General features: G+C 58.6%; 14 protein-coding genes and 1 rRNA gene. 5 read left to right on the top strand and 10 right to left on the bottom strand.

Annotation, left to right across the window (positions count from 1 at the left end; all coding sequences use genetic code 11):
- From F4V60_RS11700 to F4V60_RS11715, 4 genes are all read right to left on the bottom strand, one after another.
- Nucleotides 1–205 (bottom strand): 16S ribosomal RNA (locus tag F4V60_RS11700); the annotation flags it as partial.
- 581 nt (nt 206–786) lie between these two features.
- Nucleotides 787–1,776, bottom strand: coding sequence for a hypothetical protein (locus F4V60_RS11705; protein ID WP_075730740.1), 990 nt, complete (start codon nt 1,774–1,776; stop codon nt 787–789).
- Complete coding sequence (locus F4V60_RS11710; protein WP_075730741.1) at nt 1,773–2,576, bottom strand: AAA family ATPase; 804 nt, start codon at nt 2,574–2,576, stop codon at nt 1,773–1,775. Before F4V60_RS11710 ends, F4V60_RS11705 begins: the two co-directional genes overlap by 4 nt.
- A complete protein-coding gene (locus F4V60_RS11715) occupies nt 2,573–2,947 on the bottom strand; it encodes a GntR family transcriptional regulator (protein WP_075730742.1) in 375 nt (124 codons plus the stop codon). The genes F4V60_RS11710 and F4V60_RS11715 overlap by 4 nt, the downstream gene beginning before the upstream one ends.
- Nucleotides 2,948–3,164: 217 nt before the next feature.
- Between F4V60_RS11715 and F4V60_RS11720 the strand changes: the two genes are divergently transcribed.
- Entirely contained in the window at nt 3,165–4,382 is a 1,218-nt protein-coding gene (locus F4V60_RS11720) for an NYN domain-containing protein (RefSeq protein WP_075730743.1), read from the top strand.
- A gap of 42 nt (nt 4,383–4,424) precedes the next feature.
- Here F4V60_RS11720 and F4V60_RS11725 read toward each other — a convergent pair whose 3' ends face one another.
- The gene (locus F4V60_RS11725) at nt 4,425–5,183 is read right to left on the bottom strand and encodes a PspA/IM30 family protein (RefSeq protein WP_075730744.1); all 759 of its coding nucleotides are present in this window, start codon (nt 5,181–5,183) and stop codon (nt 4,425–4,427) included.
- Between the two features lie 125 nt (nt 5,184–5,308).
- Complete coding sequence (gene trxA / locus F4V60_RS11730; protein ID WP_075730745.1) at nt 5,309–5,677, bottom strand: thioredoxin; 369 nt, start codon at nt 5,675–5,677, stop codon at nt 5,309–5,311.
- Between the two features lie 170 nt (nt 5,678–5,847).
- On the opposite strand from trxA, the gene F4V60_RS11735 reads away from it, so the two are divergent.
- The 4 genes from F4V60_RS11735 (at nt 5,848) to F4V60_RS11750 (ending at nt 10,286) form a co-directional block, all read left to right on the top strand.
- Nucleotides 5,848–6,051, top strand: coding sequence for a heavy-metal-associated domain-containing protein (locus F4V60_RS11735; RefSeq protein WP_075731363.1), 204 nt, complete (start codon nt 5,848–5,850; stop codon nt 6,049–6,051).
- Between the two features lie 59 nt (nt 6,052–6,110).
- On the top strand, nt 6,111–8,342 hold the full coding sequence (locus tag F4V60_RS11740; RefSeq protein WP_141255963.1) for a heavy metal translocating P-type ATPase: 2,232 nt from the start codon (nt 6,111–6,113) through the stop codon (nt 8,340–8,342).
- 68 nt (nt 8,343–8,410) lie between these two features.
- Nucleotides 8,411–9,709 carry an MFS transporter gene (locus F4V60_RS11745; protein WP_075730747.1) on the top strand — a complete coding sequence of 433 codons (1,299 nt, stop codon included), beginning with the start codon at nt 8,411–8,413 and terminating at the stop codon, nt 9,707–9,709.
- Complete coding sequence (locus F4V60_RS11750; protein WP_084559277.1) at nt 9,699–10,286, top strand: VanZ family protein; 588 nt, start codon at nt 9,699–9,701, stop codon at nt 10,284–10,286. The genes F4V60_RS11745 and F4V60_RS11750 overlap by 11 nt, the downstream gene beginning before the upstream one ends.
- Here the strand turns inward: F4V60_RS11750 and dnaB are convergent.
- The 4 genes from dnaB to gabT all read right to left on the bottom strand — a co-directional run bounded on the left by dnaB (nt 10,197) and on the right by gabT (nt 16,070).
- Complete coding sequence (gene dnaB, locus F4V60_RS11755; protein WP_075730748.1) at nt 10,197–11,624, bottom strand: replicative DNA helicase; 1,428 nt, start codon at nt 11,622–11,624, stop codon at nt 10,197–10,199. The genes F4V60_RS11750 and dnaB overlap by 90 nt on opposite strands.
- Before the next feature lie 109 nt (nt 11,625–11,733).
- The gene (locus tag F4V60_RS11760) at nt 11,734–13,188 is read right to left on the bottom strand and encodes an amino acid permease (RefSeq protein WP_075730749.1); all 1,455 of its coding nucleotides are present in this window, start codon (nt 13,186–13,188) and stop codon (nt 11,734–11,736) included.
- A 32-nt stretch (nt 13,189–13,220) separates the two neighbouring features.
- Nucleotides 13,221–14,687 (bottom strand): NAD-dependent succinate-semialdehyde dehydrogenase, encoded by a 1,467-nt coding sequence (locus tag F4V60_RS11765; protein ID WP_075730750.1) that lies wholly within the window; start codon nt 14,685–14,687, stop codon nt 13,221–13,223.
- A gap of 6 nt (nt 14,688–14,693) precedes the next feature.
- The gene (gene gabT, locus F4V60_RS11770) at nt 14,694–16,070 is read right to left on the bottom strand and encodes a 4-aminobutyrate--2-oxoglutarate transaminase (protein ID WP_075730751.1); all 1,377 of its coding nucleotides are present in this window, start codon (nt 16,068–16,070) and stop codon (nt 14,694–14,696) included.
- Nucleotides 16,071–16,135: the final 65 nt, after the last annotated feature.

The raw sequence follows: 16,135 nt of genomic DNA on the forward strand, positions 1-16,135 counted from the left end.
CAACAATCACACCAAAGACCGTTCATATCCGGTATTAGACCCAGTTTCCCAAGCTTATCCCGAAGTGCAGGGCAGATCACCCACGTGTTACTCACCCGTTCGCCACTCGAGTACCCCCAGCAAGCTAGGGGCCTTTCCGTTCGACTTGCATGTGTTAAGCACGCCGCCAGCGTTCGTCCTGAGCCAGGATCAAACTCTCCACAAAAAGGCCATGAAAAGCCCAAACCTAACAAAAAAGACAAACCAACAACCCCCCAACAACCACCACCAAAGCAGCAGAAGAAAAAAGGGAGCCAACTGGCCATCTAAAAAAATCAACTAAAACAAAAACCACAACCAAAAATGGACAATGATAAAAAATGCATAGCCGAAAAACATTTAACTATTTACAATGACGCCCCAAAAAAGGCCCCATCCGGCACACACCAACCAACCAAACCAACAAAAGCCCAGCTGGCACAATCACCAACCACCAAAAGAAGTGAAAAAAATACAAAATAAAAAGTACATTGGCACACTATTGAGTTCTCAAACATCATCGCTACACAACTCATACCCAAGTCCAAAGACTAGGTACTCGTTATGAGTAAAATTATTGTGTTCAGGGCCGTTTTCTTCTCGCCGCTTCAGCCAGAATCAAGTGATTCTGTGGGGCGCTGTCGGTCGCTCTGACTCACATAAAGTTACACAGCACGCCGAACAATTACAAATCCGCACGTCATACGATGTTTTGGATGCACTTGTTCTGACCCTGTTTTCGCAGCTTTCTGCAGGGTTTTAAAGGCGCTATTTCATCAGGCCCATCCAGCCAGCAATTCCTTTGCCAAAGGCATCTGCCTGGCGGATGTAGAGGGGCAGCAGCAAGGCCCAGCACCCATAGAGCACGACCAGCCCTGCGACGGCGATCCACGCTGCCAGCGTTCCGACTATCCAGGACCAGGTAACTAGACCGGCTCCTACAAGGAAGAGAATGACTACATACACGTTGCGCCAACGCATGAACTCAAGAAGAGTAACCGCGCAGGGAAGCAACAGGGCGAACGCAATCAGCGACATGCCTAGGTCATTGTTCGCTAGGGCGAATAGCGCACTCGCCAACAATGCAACGATTATCCCCACTGCGCTATTTAGGATCGTCGCTTGCGCCCACGCTGCACGCGTGCCGCCGAGTATGACGTATTCACGCAAAGAGTCGCGCATAGTTCCAAAGCCGAAGACTAAAACCCAAGGCGCAGTCACCACGAAAGCTATTAGCACCTGTTCCGCCCGCGACGCACCTGTCAGTGCGGCCCCTGCGGTAACCAGACAGTATGCCACCCAGGTCCAGGCCCACATTTTAAGCTGCGGTCGATAGACAGCCTGGGCTAGCGGCCGTGGAGAAAATCGCCCGAGACTGCTGTCCCCGGCGCTTCCGACCAGCAACTCGGAGAGCGTTGTCCTTTGCGGACGGGGACTAATAACAAGGCGGATGATTAGCCCCACTGCAGCAATAGCCAAGGGCCACCACTGCGAGTGCAAGGCAGCTGAGGCGCCGAAGGCCAGAAAGCGCAGGCAAGCAATGATCTTCTGGTCGCGATTCCACACCGTGCTGCTCAGGCTGATCGCACGGTACTGCGCAAAGCCATTGCGATTTCCGGCGATGAGGCTGGCTGCAAGGAATGCGGATACTAAACCCCACAGTGTGGACTTGTCCGCGACTAGTTCCGGTAAGAGAGCTAAGAATACGAGCACACCCCCTTCGATAAGGGGAGAGTGGAGCTGCCAAAAGAGTCTCATTCTTTGTCCCCCAGTGCCAGAATCGCCTTCTCGAGGGTGACTTCCTGGGCCCGCAGTCCCAATTGGACTGCCTGATCAAAGACGCTATCGGCGAGGTTGGGACGCGCATCGACCACCGCGCGAGTTCCCAGCTGCGTGGACTCGCGGCTTAAGACGGGAACCTTTAGGCGCCCGAGTGCCCTGTCCAGCTTTTCAGCTGGCCCTGACAGCTCCACTATTGACTCCACGAAGTCATCCACTGGGCCTGTGATCGGCGTCGAATCAAGGAGACTGACCGTATCGAGCAGCCCTGCCACCTCGTTGAGATGATGCACTGAGACGATGATGGTACGGCCGTGCTCTTCGCGGAGAACCTCATAAAATACCTCGCGGCGCTGGGGATCGAGGCCGAGATAGGGTTCGTCGAGAAGCATGATCGTCGCCCCAGAGGCCACGGCGAAGATGAAGCCCACCGCAGACTTTTGGCCACGTGAAAGCCCGGAGTAGTTCCCCTGGGGTAGAGCAAACTTTGTCACCAACTCATCGGCACGGTCTTGGTTCCATTGCGGCCAGCGCGTTTTGCCGACAGCGAAGATCTTCTTGACGTTCCAGCCTTCCGGCAGGGGATTGTCAATTCCCATGAGTACCACGCGGTCTAGGACGTCCTGATTATCAAAGGGAAGATCGCCGTCCACGCGGATATCAGGGGCGGGGATCTGCCCAGCAATCTGGCGCAGCAGGGTGGTTTTACCACGCCCATTGGGGCCCACGAGGCCATGGGTGAGGCTGTGAGCGAAGGAGAAGTGGGGGGTCATAATCATGAGTAGAGTCCTCTGCTTTCCGCTACGCGTTCTAGTAGCTCGTGGAGCTGGGGTTTGGAGTAATTCAGGCGGACGGCCTCATCGACCAAGGGGGCGAGATATTCCGCCGCGAAGTCCTGCCGCCGACGCTGCCGGATAAGCTCGCGGGCCTTTGTGGCAACAAACATTCCGATGCCACGACGCTTTTCAAGGATGCCTTGGCTGGCCAGCAGTGCCAGGCCCTTGCGGGCGGTAGCCGGATTGATGCTGTGGAAGGCAGCCAATTCATTCGTGGAGGGCGCTTGCGCCCCCTCTGCTAAAGACCCATCGACGATGGCGTCTTCGATGAGGGAGGCAATCTGCCGAAAGAGCGGCTGTGCTGAGCTATCCACGCCCCTGGCCTTCCTTTGCTGAATTCTGCATTGCGCAGGTTAGTTAGTTGCGTAACCAACCGTATAACATGCCCAGGGGTTCCGCAATGGTCAAGAGAGGTTTCTCTCTGGCTCTGAGCAGCGTGTTTTCGCAAGGAGATCGAAGTTTTGTGACTAATGAGGCACACTGGAGATGTAAAAAATTACTTAGAACAATTAGGAACGGAACTTAGGAGCCATACTTGAGCGCACAATTGTCTTTGTTGACACCTCTTATTTACTAGCCAGCTTTTATAACTCATGGGAGACAGGAGCCCGAGCACAATTAGAAATTGACCTGCCCGAGGTCGTAGCCACCTTGGACAACATGATTGTCAATCAACTCGACAACAGTGTCCACCGTCAGTATTGGTATGACGGCATCCCCGATAGCGGGCCACACCGCTATCAACGTGCGCTGCGGACGTGCAACGGCGTACAGCTGCGCACCGGTCAGCTCATTGAATGGGGCGAGCGCCGCGCCCAGAAGGCAGTAGATACCCGCCTCGTCGCCGACATGGTGGTCTCCGCGATGCGGGCGCAGGTCACCGATTTCGTCCTCGTTTCCGGGGACGCGGATATGATTCCGGGGGTTGAAGAGGCCGTCGATAATGGCGTGCGCGTTCACCTCTACGGTTTCGGCTGGGATTCCATGTCCTCAGCGCTGCGCCACGCCTGCGACACCACCACGATTTTGGATCCGCGGGAGGACTTCGCCGACTGTATGGAGCTACAGGTTCTGGAAGGTCCCGTACCTCCCATCGTGCCGGAACACATTGCCTCCCAGGAACCTGTCTCTGAGACCGATTCGGAAGAAGCTTCCGAGGTAGAGGCGGCTTTCGCGGCGGAGACCGAAGCCGAGGCCCGCGTGGAGGCGCAGATCGAGGTTGAGGCAGAAATCAGCGGCGCAGTTAGCGAGCCTAGCGCTGCGCCGGTGCCGAGCCCTGCAGATCTCGCGGCAGGCCGAACTGATGCGCAGCCAGATGGGACTGGATTCCCCCTCGAGTCTGAAGCTGCGGATCCTGCCGAAGAATCAACCAGCACCGAAGAAGGCCCCGGCGAGGAAAAGTCTGCCGCGCCGAAGCCCTCCATGATGGCGCCCCGCCGCAAGCTAAGGTCAAAGTACGTGCCGCTGCCGGAGGAAGTGTGGTCCTCGGCGGGCTTTCAATCGCCCTTCGACGTGGGGCAGCAGTACGCCTCGTGGTGGTTTGAAAACGCAGCAAACGCCGAGCAACGCGATCAAGCGCACATGCTTTCTGGCGGCGGACTCCCCCCGGAGATCGATCGCCCGCTGCTGCAATTTGCCTGCGAAACACTGCACGAATACACGCTGACGGAATCCCAGCGCGTTAATCTGCGCGATGGATTCCACTCCGGAATCCGCGGCGTGCTGATTAACGTCCACCGCGAACTCTAGGGCTTACTACCCGGGGACCTACTACCCCGGGGCTTCTTAGCCCTAAGACTCTTTGGAGGCCTCCTCGGAGCCAGGCTCGATCTCTTTCTTCTTTGCCATCTCCGCACGGATGGCATCGAGGCGAGCGCTGGCCTTGAAGTCATTGCCGGCGGCGGCGATCTCATGAATACGGTCCCCGCCGGTGGCCTCGTGCAGCTCCTGGGCGCCTAGCGCGTCCGTATAGCGCTTTTCAATCTTCGCGCGCACCGCGTCCAAGGTCGGCGTGGACTCATCCGGCTTTAGCTCGTTGAGGGAGTCCATGGCCTTGGCGCTTTGCTCCTGCATGGATGCCTGATCAGCCTGCGCGAGGAGCTGATCCACCTCAGTCAGCTGCTCTTTCAGGCGCGCCTCCGACTCCTGCTGCTGACGCTTGGCTTGCTCCGCGGCGTGTTGGGCGGCAGCGTGCTGGGTCTTGAGACCCTCGAGCTCCTGCTCTACCGCTACTAGCTGGGAGGCCACTACCTCGGCAGCTTGGTTGTACTCGGTGGCCTTCTGGGGGTCCTCTGCCTTATCTGCCAGCTCGAGCGCGCGCTGGGTCTGGGCCTGATAATCCTGCTGCGACTTGAGCAGGCGGTTAATCTGCATCTCCAGCTGGGACTTGCGGCCAATGATCTCTGCGGCATGCTCAGAGATCTGCTGATGCTGCTTCTTGGCGCCTTCTACTGCCTGTTGAATTTGGACCTTGGGATCAGCGTTCTCATCGATCTTCTGATCGAAAGAACTCATCATGTACTTCCAACCCTTGCTGAATGGGTTTGCCATGAATAACACTCCTTGAAAGTAAAGAAAGACGCTTTCTAGCGAGTTTAGCGGGACTCGCTAGAAAGCGCCGTGCACTTTCGCGGAACTGGCGGGGCAGAACTTAGAGCTTGTGAGCCCTAGGACTGCTAGGACTCAGAGTTTTGCTCGGCGACCTGGCGGCGCACCTCTTCCATATCCAGGCCCTTGACCTGCCCAATGAGATCCTCGAGCGCTGCGGGCGGCAGTGCGCCGGCCTCGCGGAACACCAAGATTCCGTCGCGGAAGATCATCAGGGTAGGAATGGACTGGATCTCAAGCGCGGCCGCAATGCCCTGGTTGGCCTCGGTATCGAGCTTGGCAAAGGTGGCATCCGGGTGGTTCTCGGAGGCCTGCTCGTAGACCGGCGCGAAGCGCTTGCAGGGCCCGCACCAATCTGCCCACGCATCGACCAAGGTAATGCCCTCGGCGGTGACGGTCTTCTCAAAGGTCTGTTCAGTGATGTCAACGGTTGCCATGTTATGTGCTCCTTAATTCTCTTTCTTCGTTTTCTTCTTCTGTCTAGTCAACGGTACAGGATTCGTTTTTAATCCTTTCCCACCCTTGTCGGATACCCCTATGGGGTATAGGATCGGATCTTGCAAACGAGAATCACAAGTGAAGCAATATGGAAGAGAAAGAGAAGAAGATGTCACTCAAGAACTACACAGTCAAAGGAATGACCTGCGGGCATTGCGAGATGTCGGTCAAGGAAGAAGTCGGCGAGATCCCCGGGGTCACCGCAGTCACCGCAGACCACAACACCGGTGCCGTCACCGTGGACGGTGAGGGCTTCAGCGATCAGCAGGTCGCCGCCGCCGTCGCCGAGGCCGGTTACACGCTCGAGCAATAACTCCGAGCAACAGCCTGGAAATGGCCGGCACCGTACAACATCTAAAAGGAGCAAGCCCCATGAGCAATCTTGTCCATCTTGATCTCGGAGTCACGGGGATGACCTGCGCTTCCTGCTCATCACGCATCGAGCGCAAGCTCAACAAGGTTGATGGTGTCAAGGCCTCGGTCAACTACGCAACGGAATCAGCTTCCGTGGACTATGACCCCGCCGCCACCAACCCAGACTCCCTAGTCGAGGTCGTGCGCGGCGCCGGCTATGATGCCTTCCCCGTCGCAGATAACACAGCCACGGAGCATAACGCGGAGGTGGACGCCGAGCCCTCCGCCGCCGAAAAGGTGGACGCTGCACGCACCGCCGAGTCCCGCGACTTAGGCAGGCGCACCGTGGTCTCAGCTCTCCTATCTGTGCCCGTCATGGCCGTCTCCATGATCCCGGCCTGGCAGTTTATGAACTGGCAGTGGGCCGCAACGATTCTGGCCACCATCGTCTTCGTCTTTGGCGGTGCACCCTTCCACAAGGCCACGTGGGCAAACTTGCGCCACGGCGCTTTCACCATGGACACGCTCATCACCATGGGCACCTCGGCGGCCTACTTTTGGTCGCTCTACGCACTGTTCTTCGGGCATGCGGGCATGCCGGGCATGAAGATGCACATGAGCTTTGCCTCCAATGACGCCCACATGGATCATATTTATCTCGAGTCCGTGGGCATGATCATCACTTTCCTGCTGCTAGGGCGGTGGTTTGAACTCAAGGCCAAGGGTCAATCCTCCGCGGCTCTGCGCTCCCTGCTCGACCTAGGGGCCAAGGATGCCTCACTGCTGCGCGGGGGCTCAGAAGTCCGCGTCCCCATATCGCAGCTCCAGGTCGGGGATGTCTTTGTGGTGCGGCCGGGGGAAAAGATTGCCACGGACGGAATCGTGCTGGCCGGTGCCTCCGCCGTGGATGAATCCATGCTCACGGGCGAATCCGTGCCCGTCGAGGTCAAGGAGGGCGACAAGGTCACCGGCGCCACGCTCAATACTTCAGGCCGCCTTGAGGTCCGGGCTACCCAGGTCGGATCAGATACCACCTTGGCCCATATAGCCAAGCTCGTCACCGCGGCCCAGTCCGGCAAGGCACCGGTGCAGAAACTGGTAGACCGCATCGCGCAGGTCTTCGTGCCCATCGTCATTGCGGTTTCTGCTTTGACGCTTGTGGTTCACCTCTTCTTCGGCGGTCTCGCACCGGCTTTCGTGGCGGCGGTGGCGGTACTCATCATCGCTTGCCCCTGTGCCATGGGGCTAGCCACCCCCACCGCCATCCTGGTGGGTACCGGGCGCGGCGCCCAGCTGGGGCTGCTCATCAAGGGCCCGGAGATCCTCGAATCTACCAAGAGGGTAGACACCATCGTCATGGATAAAACGGGAACCGTCACCGAAGGGACGATGTCCGTGGCCGCCGTGCATGGCCCAGTCCTTGAGGCCGCAGCTGCGGTGGAGGCAGGATCAGAGCATCCCATCGCCAAGGCGATCGTCGCCGCCTGCCCCGAGGCCGCCCGGCCAGGCCACGCCGCACAGGACTTCACTTCCCAGGCAGGCACAGGCGTCGAGGCCACGGTCAACGGCCAGCGCGTGCGGGTGGGACGTGCTGAAGGCACGCTGGATGGTTTCCAGCAGGCCTTCTCCGCCACCGAAGCTGCAGGTGGCACCGCCGTTGCCGTCTACATCGATGACAAGCTCACCGGCATTATCGATGTCCGCGATAGGGTCAAAGACACCTCCGCGGACGCGGTTGCCCAGCTGCGCGAGTTGGGCCTCGATCCTTACCTTCTCACCGGGGATAACGCCGGCGCCGCCCAGGCCGTGGCCAGCGCGGTGGGAATTGATGCCTCACAAGTCGCGGCGGGTGTGCTGCCGCAGGATAAGGTCGACTTCATCAAGCACCTGCAGGCCTTGGGCAGGAACGTTGCGATGGTAGGAGATGGCATTAATGACGCCGCCGCGCTCGCGCAGGCCGACCTCGGCCTAGCCATGGGCGCGGGCACCGACGTAGCCATCGAAGCCTCCGACATCACGCTGATGAATAACGATCTGCGCTCGGCTGGCGACGCCATTCGCCTCTCGCGCCGCACCCTGCGCACCATCAAGGGAAATCTATTCTGGGCCTTTGCCTACAACGTTGTCCTCATCCCCGTGGCCGCCATTGGGCTGCTCAATCCGCTTTTTGCCGGGCTGGCCATGGCGCTAAGTTCGGTATTCGTGGTGAGCAACTCACTGCGGCTGCGCGGCTTCCGCCCGCGCAGTTAGCACAAGTCGCGGTTTATTGTGCCCAAACCCCTCCCCTTGTGGGGGTGCTTCGGGCTACGGTATAGGGCATGCTCTCTCGCAGTGAACGCCTCGACCGGCTGCCCGTAACCGCAAAACACAAGAAACTCCTCGTCGGCTCCGGCCTTGGCTGGGCCCTTGATGCCATGGATGTGGGACTCGTCTCCTTCATCATCGCCGCCCTCGCGGTGCATTGGGATTTGGGTGCCCAACAAACCTCATGGATTGCCTCGGCAGGTTTCGTCGGCATGGCCATCGGCGCCACCTTCGGCGGGCTGCTGGCTGATAAGTTCGGCCGCCGCCACGTCTTTGCCATCACCCTCCTTGTCTACGGCCTCGCCACGGGTGCCTCCGGTTTGGCCACAGGGCTCGTCGCACTCATCGTCTTGCGCTTTATCGTCGGCCTCGGCCTCGGTGCGGAGCTACCAGTGGCCTCCACTCTCATCTCTGAATTTGCCCCACGGCGGGTACGTGGCCGCCTCGTAGTGATTCTGGAGGCCTTCTGGGCACTGGGCTGGCTGCTAGCCGCTCTGATCGGCACCTTCGTCGTCAGCGCCGGGGAAAATGGCTGGCGCTGGGCGCTGGCGATAGGCATGGTCCCGGCCTTCTACTCCGTCTACGTGCGCTCCAAACTGCCGGAATCGGTACGTTTCCTAGAAAGCCGCGGCAAGGATGCCGAGGCCGAGGCGGTGGTGCGGTCCTTTGAGGAGGGCGTCGACAAGTATGACGATCTGCCACCGGTACCGCCAGAGGATATCTCCGCCCGCTCCATCTGGAGCAAGGCCGTGCGCGGGCGTACTGCGGCCCTGTGGGTGATCTGGTTCTGCGTGAATCTCTCCTACTATGGCGCCTTCATCTGGATCCCCTCGCTGCTGGTGGCGGATGGCTTTTCCCTGGTGAAATCCTTTACCTTCACGCTCATCATCACGCTCGCGCAGCTGCCGGGATACGCGGCGGCGGCCTGGCTCATTGAGGTCTGGGGCAGGCGTATTACGCTCGCGGTGTTCTTGATTGGTTCCGCGGTGGCCGCCGGCTGCTACGGCTTTGCCTCCTCCGACGCCACCATCATCGCCGCCGGCTGCCTGCTCTCCTTCTTCAACCTCGGCGCGTGGGGCGCCCTCTACGCCATCGGGCCGGAGCTCTACCCCACCTCCTTGCGCGGGTCCGGTACGGGCGCGGCGGCCGGCTTTGGGCGGATTGCCTCCATCATCGCGCCGCTTATCGTGCCGCTCATCTTCGCCTCTTTCGGCATAGGCTGGCTCTTCGGTCTCTTCGCGCTCTCCTTCCTCATCGCGGCACTGGCAGCCTTCGCGCTTCCAGAGCAAAAGGACAAGGCCCTTGCTAGCTAGGGGCGCACTGGTAGCGTGGATTGCGGTGATGATCGCGCTGACCACCCTGAAACCCTTCTATCGCATTGGCTACCTATGGGTGCCAGAAAAGCAGCGCGTGCGCCAGCTCGAGCTTGTTCCCCTCGATGAGTTCTCTAGCGGCAGTTGGTTCGCCCCGCTATTTGAGTACGCGGGTAACACCGCATTCTTTCTCCCCTTCGGGCTGCTCGTTTTTGGGCTCACCCAATCCGTACGCAAGACCGTCGCGGCGGGCTTTGCGCTCAGCGCCGTGCTCGAGGCCACCCAATACGCCTTAGCGTTGGGCCGCAGCGACATAGATGATCTCCTCTTCAACACCTTAGGCGCGCTGCTAGGCGCAGTTCTGGCCCGTTGGGCAGGCCCGCGCTGGCAACGTATATGGCAGTGGCTTAGCCTTGGCGCCGCGGCCGTGTTCGCCGTGTTAGTCATCCTCGGCCCCAGGCTGGGGGATCCCGACCAGGTCAAAGAACTATCCGTGGGCCATGTTGACGAACTTGGAGTAGTGCAGCTGGTGGGCCACCTGCACGGTGTCGATAGGGCCGCCGCGGTGCTTGGCTAGGATGATATCGGCCTCGCCCGCACGCTCGTTGTCACGGTCTTGAGAGTCTGGGCGGTAGAGCAGCATAACCATGTCCGCGTCCTGCTCAAGCGAGCCGGACTCACGCAGGTCAGCCAACTGCGGCTTCTTATCGGTGCGGGATTCCGGTCCACGGTTGAGCTGCGAAATCGCGATGAGTGGAACCTCTAGCTCCTTGGCCAACAACTTCAGCTGACGCGAGAACTCCGAGACCTCCTGCTGCCTGGATTCCACTTTCTTACCCGAGGACATCAGCTGCAGGTAGTCGAGCACGACGAGGTCCAGACCGTGCTGCTGTTTCAGGCGGCGGGCCTTGGAACGAATCTCCATCATCGTCAGGTTCGGCGAATCATCGATGTAGAGGGGCGCATCCTGGATGCGGTTGAGCGTGTCATCGATCTTGGCCCAGTCCTCCGTGGATACCCGGCCGCCGCGCATATCCGCGAGCTTGACCTCGGACTCCGCAGAGAGCAGGCGCATGACTATCTCCGAGGCCGACATTTCCAGCGAAAAGATCGCCGAGGCCTTGCCGTGCGCCAGCGAACAGGAACGCATGAAGTCCAGCGCCAGCGTGGACTTACCCACACCAGGACGGGCGGCCACGATGACCATCTGCCCGGCGTGCAGGCCATTGGTGAGTTTGTCTAGGTCAATAAAGCCCGTGGGCACGCCGGATTCGATGCCACCGGTCTGTTGCAAGGCAGCGAGCTGATCAATGGTGGGATCGATGAGATCACCCAGGATCTGATAGTCCTCGGCGGTCTTACGCTGGGCGACGGCGAATACCTCCTGCTGGGCGCGGTCTAATACGGATTCGATCTCCGCATCCTCGGCGCCCTCAAAACCCAGCTGTACCACGCGCGTTCCCGCATCCACGAGCCGGCGCAGGACTGCCTTCTCCGCGACAATCTCCGCGTAATAGCGGGCATTCGCTGCCGTGGGCACCGTGGCCAATAGCGTGTGGAGATAGGGCGCCCCGCCTACTCTCTCAAGATTGTTGAAGCGATCGAGGCGCGAGGCCACGATGACCGCATCGATGTCGGTTCCGGAGGCATAAAGGTCCAACATCGCCTTGTAGATGAGCGCGTGTGCAGGATAGTAGAAGTCCTCCGGCTCGAGCTCCTCGATGACCTCCATCACCGTATTCGGGCTCAGTAGCATCGCCCCCAGCACACCCTGCTCGGCCTCACGGTCTGAGGGCGGCTGGCGGAACTCGCCATAGGGTTTGGGCTCTGCCTGGTGATTGCGACGCGGGCGCGCCTGCGCGGAAGCAGACTCCGGCAGGACTGCCTCCGAGTCATCGAAACTGGCGTTCGTCATGACTATGGTCCCTTCTTCCTAGCGAAAGCGATGTATCTCCCCCACCCAAATACGTTCAGTGTAGCCACCGCACCGACAATCCTCCGCCTTTGGGTTCAACTGAGGTTTTTCATCTCACCAACATGGCACTCTCATTCGGTGTTTCCTCTTGAGCCGTTGCCCGTTTTCGTGCCAGACTCTTTCGCACCAGCGGCCAAAACACTACTAGTACGGCGGTGGCTATCAGGCTAGTCCAGGCCTGTGTGCGTCCGCTTTCTGAAGCCAGCATAACCAGGAGTATGGCAGCGACTCCGGCGATCAGGAGGATATTGAGCCACGGATGCAACCACACCTTCAACTTTAGGCCGGCGACTTGCTCAGGGCTCATCTTTTGCCGCATCCGCATCTGAGTCAGCGCGATGAATACATAGACGAATAATGCGACCAGGCCGGCCGAGTTCATAATGAAGTCGAATACTCCTGATTGGGGGGCGACGTAATTTGCAATGGTGGCAATAATGGCACCGCTAATGGAGGCGAGCAGCGCGTATACCGGCACGTTGCTCTTAGAACGACGGGCAACTATTTGCGGAGCTAAACCTTGATCACCGAGCGAGGCTAGCATCCTCGATGCGGAATAGAGCCCAGAATTCAAAACCGAGACTACCGCAGTAAAGATAACCATCTGCATGATCGCTGACGCCCCAGGCATCCCCAGCAGAGCGAATACGTAAGTGAAGGGGGCGGTTGCCACGCTAGTCGGTTCTGGGAGCTCGTTCCAAGGAACCACTGCACAGATCACCACAATAGATCCGACAAAGAATAGTAGGATACGCCAGATTACGGTGGATGTGGCGCGACGTACCCCCGTCGCCGGGTCTTCCGATTCTGCGGATGCCATAACCGCGATTTCGGTGCCGAAATAGGAAAAAATAACAATGGCTACACCGCTAAAAGCTACGCCTAGCCCGTTGGGGGCGAAGCCCCCATGCGCCCACAAATTGGATAGGGAAAACTCTGAGTCAGGCCATAGACCTAGGGCATAGAGGGTACCGCCGCCGAGGAATACCACGATGGCTGCGACTTTGATGCTTGCGAGCCAAAACTCGACTTCGCCGAAGAATCGCACCGAAAAGAGGTTGATTCCGACGAAGAACGCAATGAGAAGCATCGACCAGCCTATGGAGGGAATTATTGGCAACCATTCATGCAGTGTTTCGCCGCCGAGGATCGCCTCGTAGGCCAAGACCCCTACCCAAAAGTACCAATACAACCAGCCCACCAGGTATGCGGCCCAGTCGCCAAGGCCTTCGCGGGCATACTCCATAAATGAGCCGATCGCCGGCCGTGCAGCCGCCATTTCACCCAGCATTCGCATCGCGAGGAAAACTAAGACACCGCCTAGAGCATAGGAAACCACAGCGGCCGGACCCGCATTGCGAATCATGTTTCCCGAGCCAACAAATAGGCTGGCGCCGATGATTCCACCGAGCGTGATCATTGTGACATGCCGCGAGCGTAGTGCTTGCTTGGATGCTTGTGTCCGGATGTTTGTGTGAGAAGGTGAAGCATCTTTCTTCGTCATATTAAAAGTCCTTTGGAGGTCTAGGGAGATACTTAAGACAGCACGTAACGGATGTCGAGGTATTCTTCGATGCCTTCGATACCTCCTTCGCGGCCGAAGCCTGATTGCTTGATGCCGCCGAAGGGCGCTGTTGTTTCGGAGACAGCTGCTCGATTGATTCCCACCATTCCGGCCTCCAGGTGCTCAGCTAGGTAGCGCGCAGTAGACACGCTATTGCTAAATCCATAACTTGCCAGGCCGAATTCGGTGGAGTTGGCAACAGCAACGCCTTCTTCAATGCCGTCAAAGGTAGTAACGGTAAATACCGGACCGAAGATCTCTTCGCGGATGATTCTCGAGGTAGCCGGGACATCGACTAGCACTGTGGGCGGATAGAATGCTCCTGGGCCTTCAGGACAGTGCCCTCCGCACCTTAAGATGCTGCCATCGGCAATCGCCTCGGAGACGAGGTCGGCCACCCTATTGCGCTGGGCAACACTGACCAACGGCCCCACAGTTGTCTCCGGATCCAGACCATTGCCAAGGCGAACGGCACGGAGGCCTACTAGGAGCTTGTCGACGAATTCTTCAGCAATGCTGGAATCTACCAAAAACCGGTTCGCGGCAACACATACCTGCCCACAATTTCGCAGCTTAGCTTGTAAAGCCGAAGCGACCGCGAGGTCAATATCTGCATCTTCTGCAACCACAAATGGTGCATTTCCACCGAGTTCCATCGAGGTACGCTGCAGGTTTTCAGCAGCTTGGCGTACAAGCTGCCGCCCCACTGGGGTAGAACCAGTAAATGTAATCTTGCGCAGGCGGGGATCTGACATCAATGTCCTCGCCAGCGCCTGCGCGTCGCTGGTCGGGAGGATGGATACCAAACCGTCTGTCACCCCGTGTTCCGGAAACACTTTGGCCAGTACTTCACCTAGTAGAAGTAAGGTCAGCGGCGTATCAGGGGCTGGCTTCGCAATGACTGGACAGCCGGCAGCGAGCGCGGGCGCAATCTTGCGAGCTGACATGGCCAAGGGGAAATTCCAGGGGGTTATCGCCAAGACGGGTCCGACCGCCAAGCGGGAGACTTTAAATTGGGATTCGCCACTAGGGCTATAAGCAAAGCGTCCGGGGATACGCACCGCTTCTTCAGCAAACCAGGAAAAATACTCGCAAGCGTTCGCCACTTCTGCGTGAGCTTGCTCTAATGGCTTTCCCATTTCCAAAGTAATGGTGCGCGCGAATTCTTCACTACGCTCAGCCAGCGCCTCAGAAACAGCATGCAAGACTGCGGCCCTATCCCGTGGCGAAGTCACTCTCCAGCTTTCCTGGGCTGCCACAGCCAAGTCGAGGGCGCGCTGAGCGTCTTCGACGCTGGCATCCGCGACATTGGCGATGATTGATCCAGTAGCTGGGTCTTGTACCTCAAAAGTGCTCCGTGTGGAGGATTCCTGGGCGTTTGTCCCCATCCACAAGCCAGTTGGAAAGTCGGAGGAAAAATAGGTCCGATAATCAGGCATGGTTCTTTACCTCTTTCCTGCGGGCTCGCCCGCATAGGCTGCGGCGGGCTGCGTGTCGAACTCATCCTGCAACGCTTGGGCCAGGACTCGCAGACCATCGCGCAATATGTCCTCGCTGATAACCAGAGGTGGCAAAAGGCGAATGACATTGCCATCTAGTCCGCAGACCAGTACCAGCACACCTGCCCGCTGGCAGACGGCGGCAACCTTCTTGGTTGTCATCGCGTCAGGGAGACCGTCGGAATTAACCAGCTCCACCGCCATCATGGCCCCGCTACCCCGAAGCTCTGCCACTTGTTGATACTGGGTCAACAGTGCCAGCTCCTCGCGAATGATGCCTTCAATCTGGCGCGCCCGACCAGCCAAATCAAGCTCTTCCATTTGAGAGATCGCTGCTAGGGCAGCCGCACATGCAATAGGGTTCCCGCCATAGGTTCCACCGAGTGCACCCGCTATTGGGGCATCCATAATCTCAGCCCGCCCAGTAACCGCAGACAAAGGTAGCCCACCGGCGATGCCCTTGGCCATGGTCATCAAATCCGGAACGACGCCTTCTCGCTCGATCGCGAACCACTGGCCGGTACGGCACATTCCTGCTTGAATCTCATCAGCGATGAAGACCACAGAATTGTCTTTACACCAATTAAATAGCGTCGGAATAAAACCTTGTGCCGGCACTACAAAGCCGCCTTCTCCCTGAATCGGTTCGATGACTATGCACGCTAGGTTCTCAGCTCCTACTTCCCGTTCGATGTGAGATATGGTGCGCTCCGCAGCTGTGACTCCATCTAGCCCATCGCGCAGCGGATAGGACATCGGGGCTCGGTAGACGTCTTCACTAAACGGGCCGAAGCCAGTCTTATAAGGAACGCTCTTCGCGGTCATCGCCAAGGTGAGGTTGGTACGTCCGTGAAAGGCACGGTCGAAGACCACAACGCCGCTGCGTCCGGTGTAGTTGCGGGCAATCTTCACCGCGTTTTCCACTGCCTCTGCTCCTGTGCTTAGAAGCAGAGAGCGTTTATCGTGGTCGCCGGGCGTTATATCGGCAAGCTTCTCAGTTACCGCCACGTATGATTCATATGGCGCAGACAAGAAGCACGTGTGGGTTAGATGACCTACCGATTCGCGGACGGCCTCGACCACTGCTGCATTAGAGGCACCTACCGATGTCACAGCAATCCCTGAGGCGAAATCGATGATTGAGTTACCGTCGGCGTCCACCAGAATCCCGCCATCGCCTTCCACGATATAGGCCGGCAGCCCCGGTGTCGCCGCCCGTGCGACACTGCCGTCGCGCCGCTGGGCTAGTGAGACACTAGCCGGCCCCGGTATCGAAGTCTTCAACTGGCGTTTTTGCGGGAGACGGTATTTTAGATCGTGCATAGAGAGTTCCTTTCTTGATGTGTCATCTCGTGCTACATCAAGCAGTATGCACGCACCTATAGGGG

The organism is Corynebacterium flavescens, assembly GCF_008693105.1.
GTDB lineage: Bacteria > Actinomycetota > Actinomycetes > Mycobacteriales > Mycobacteriaceae > Corynebacterium > Corynebacterium flavescens.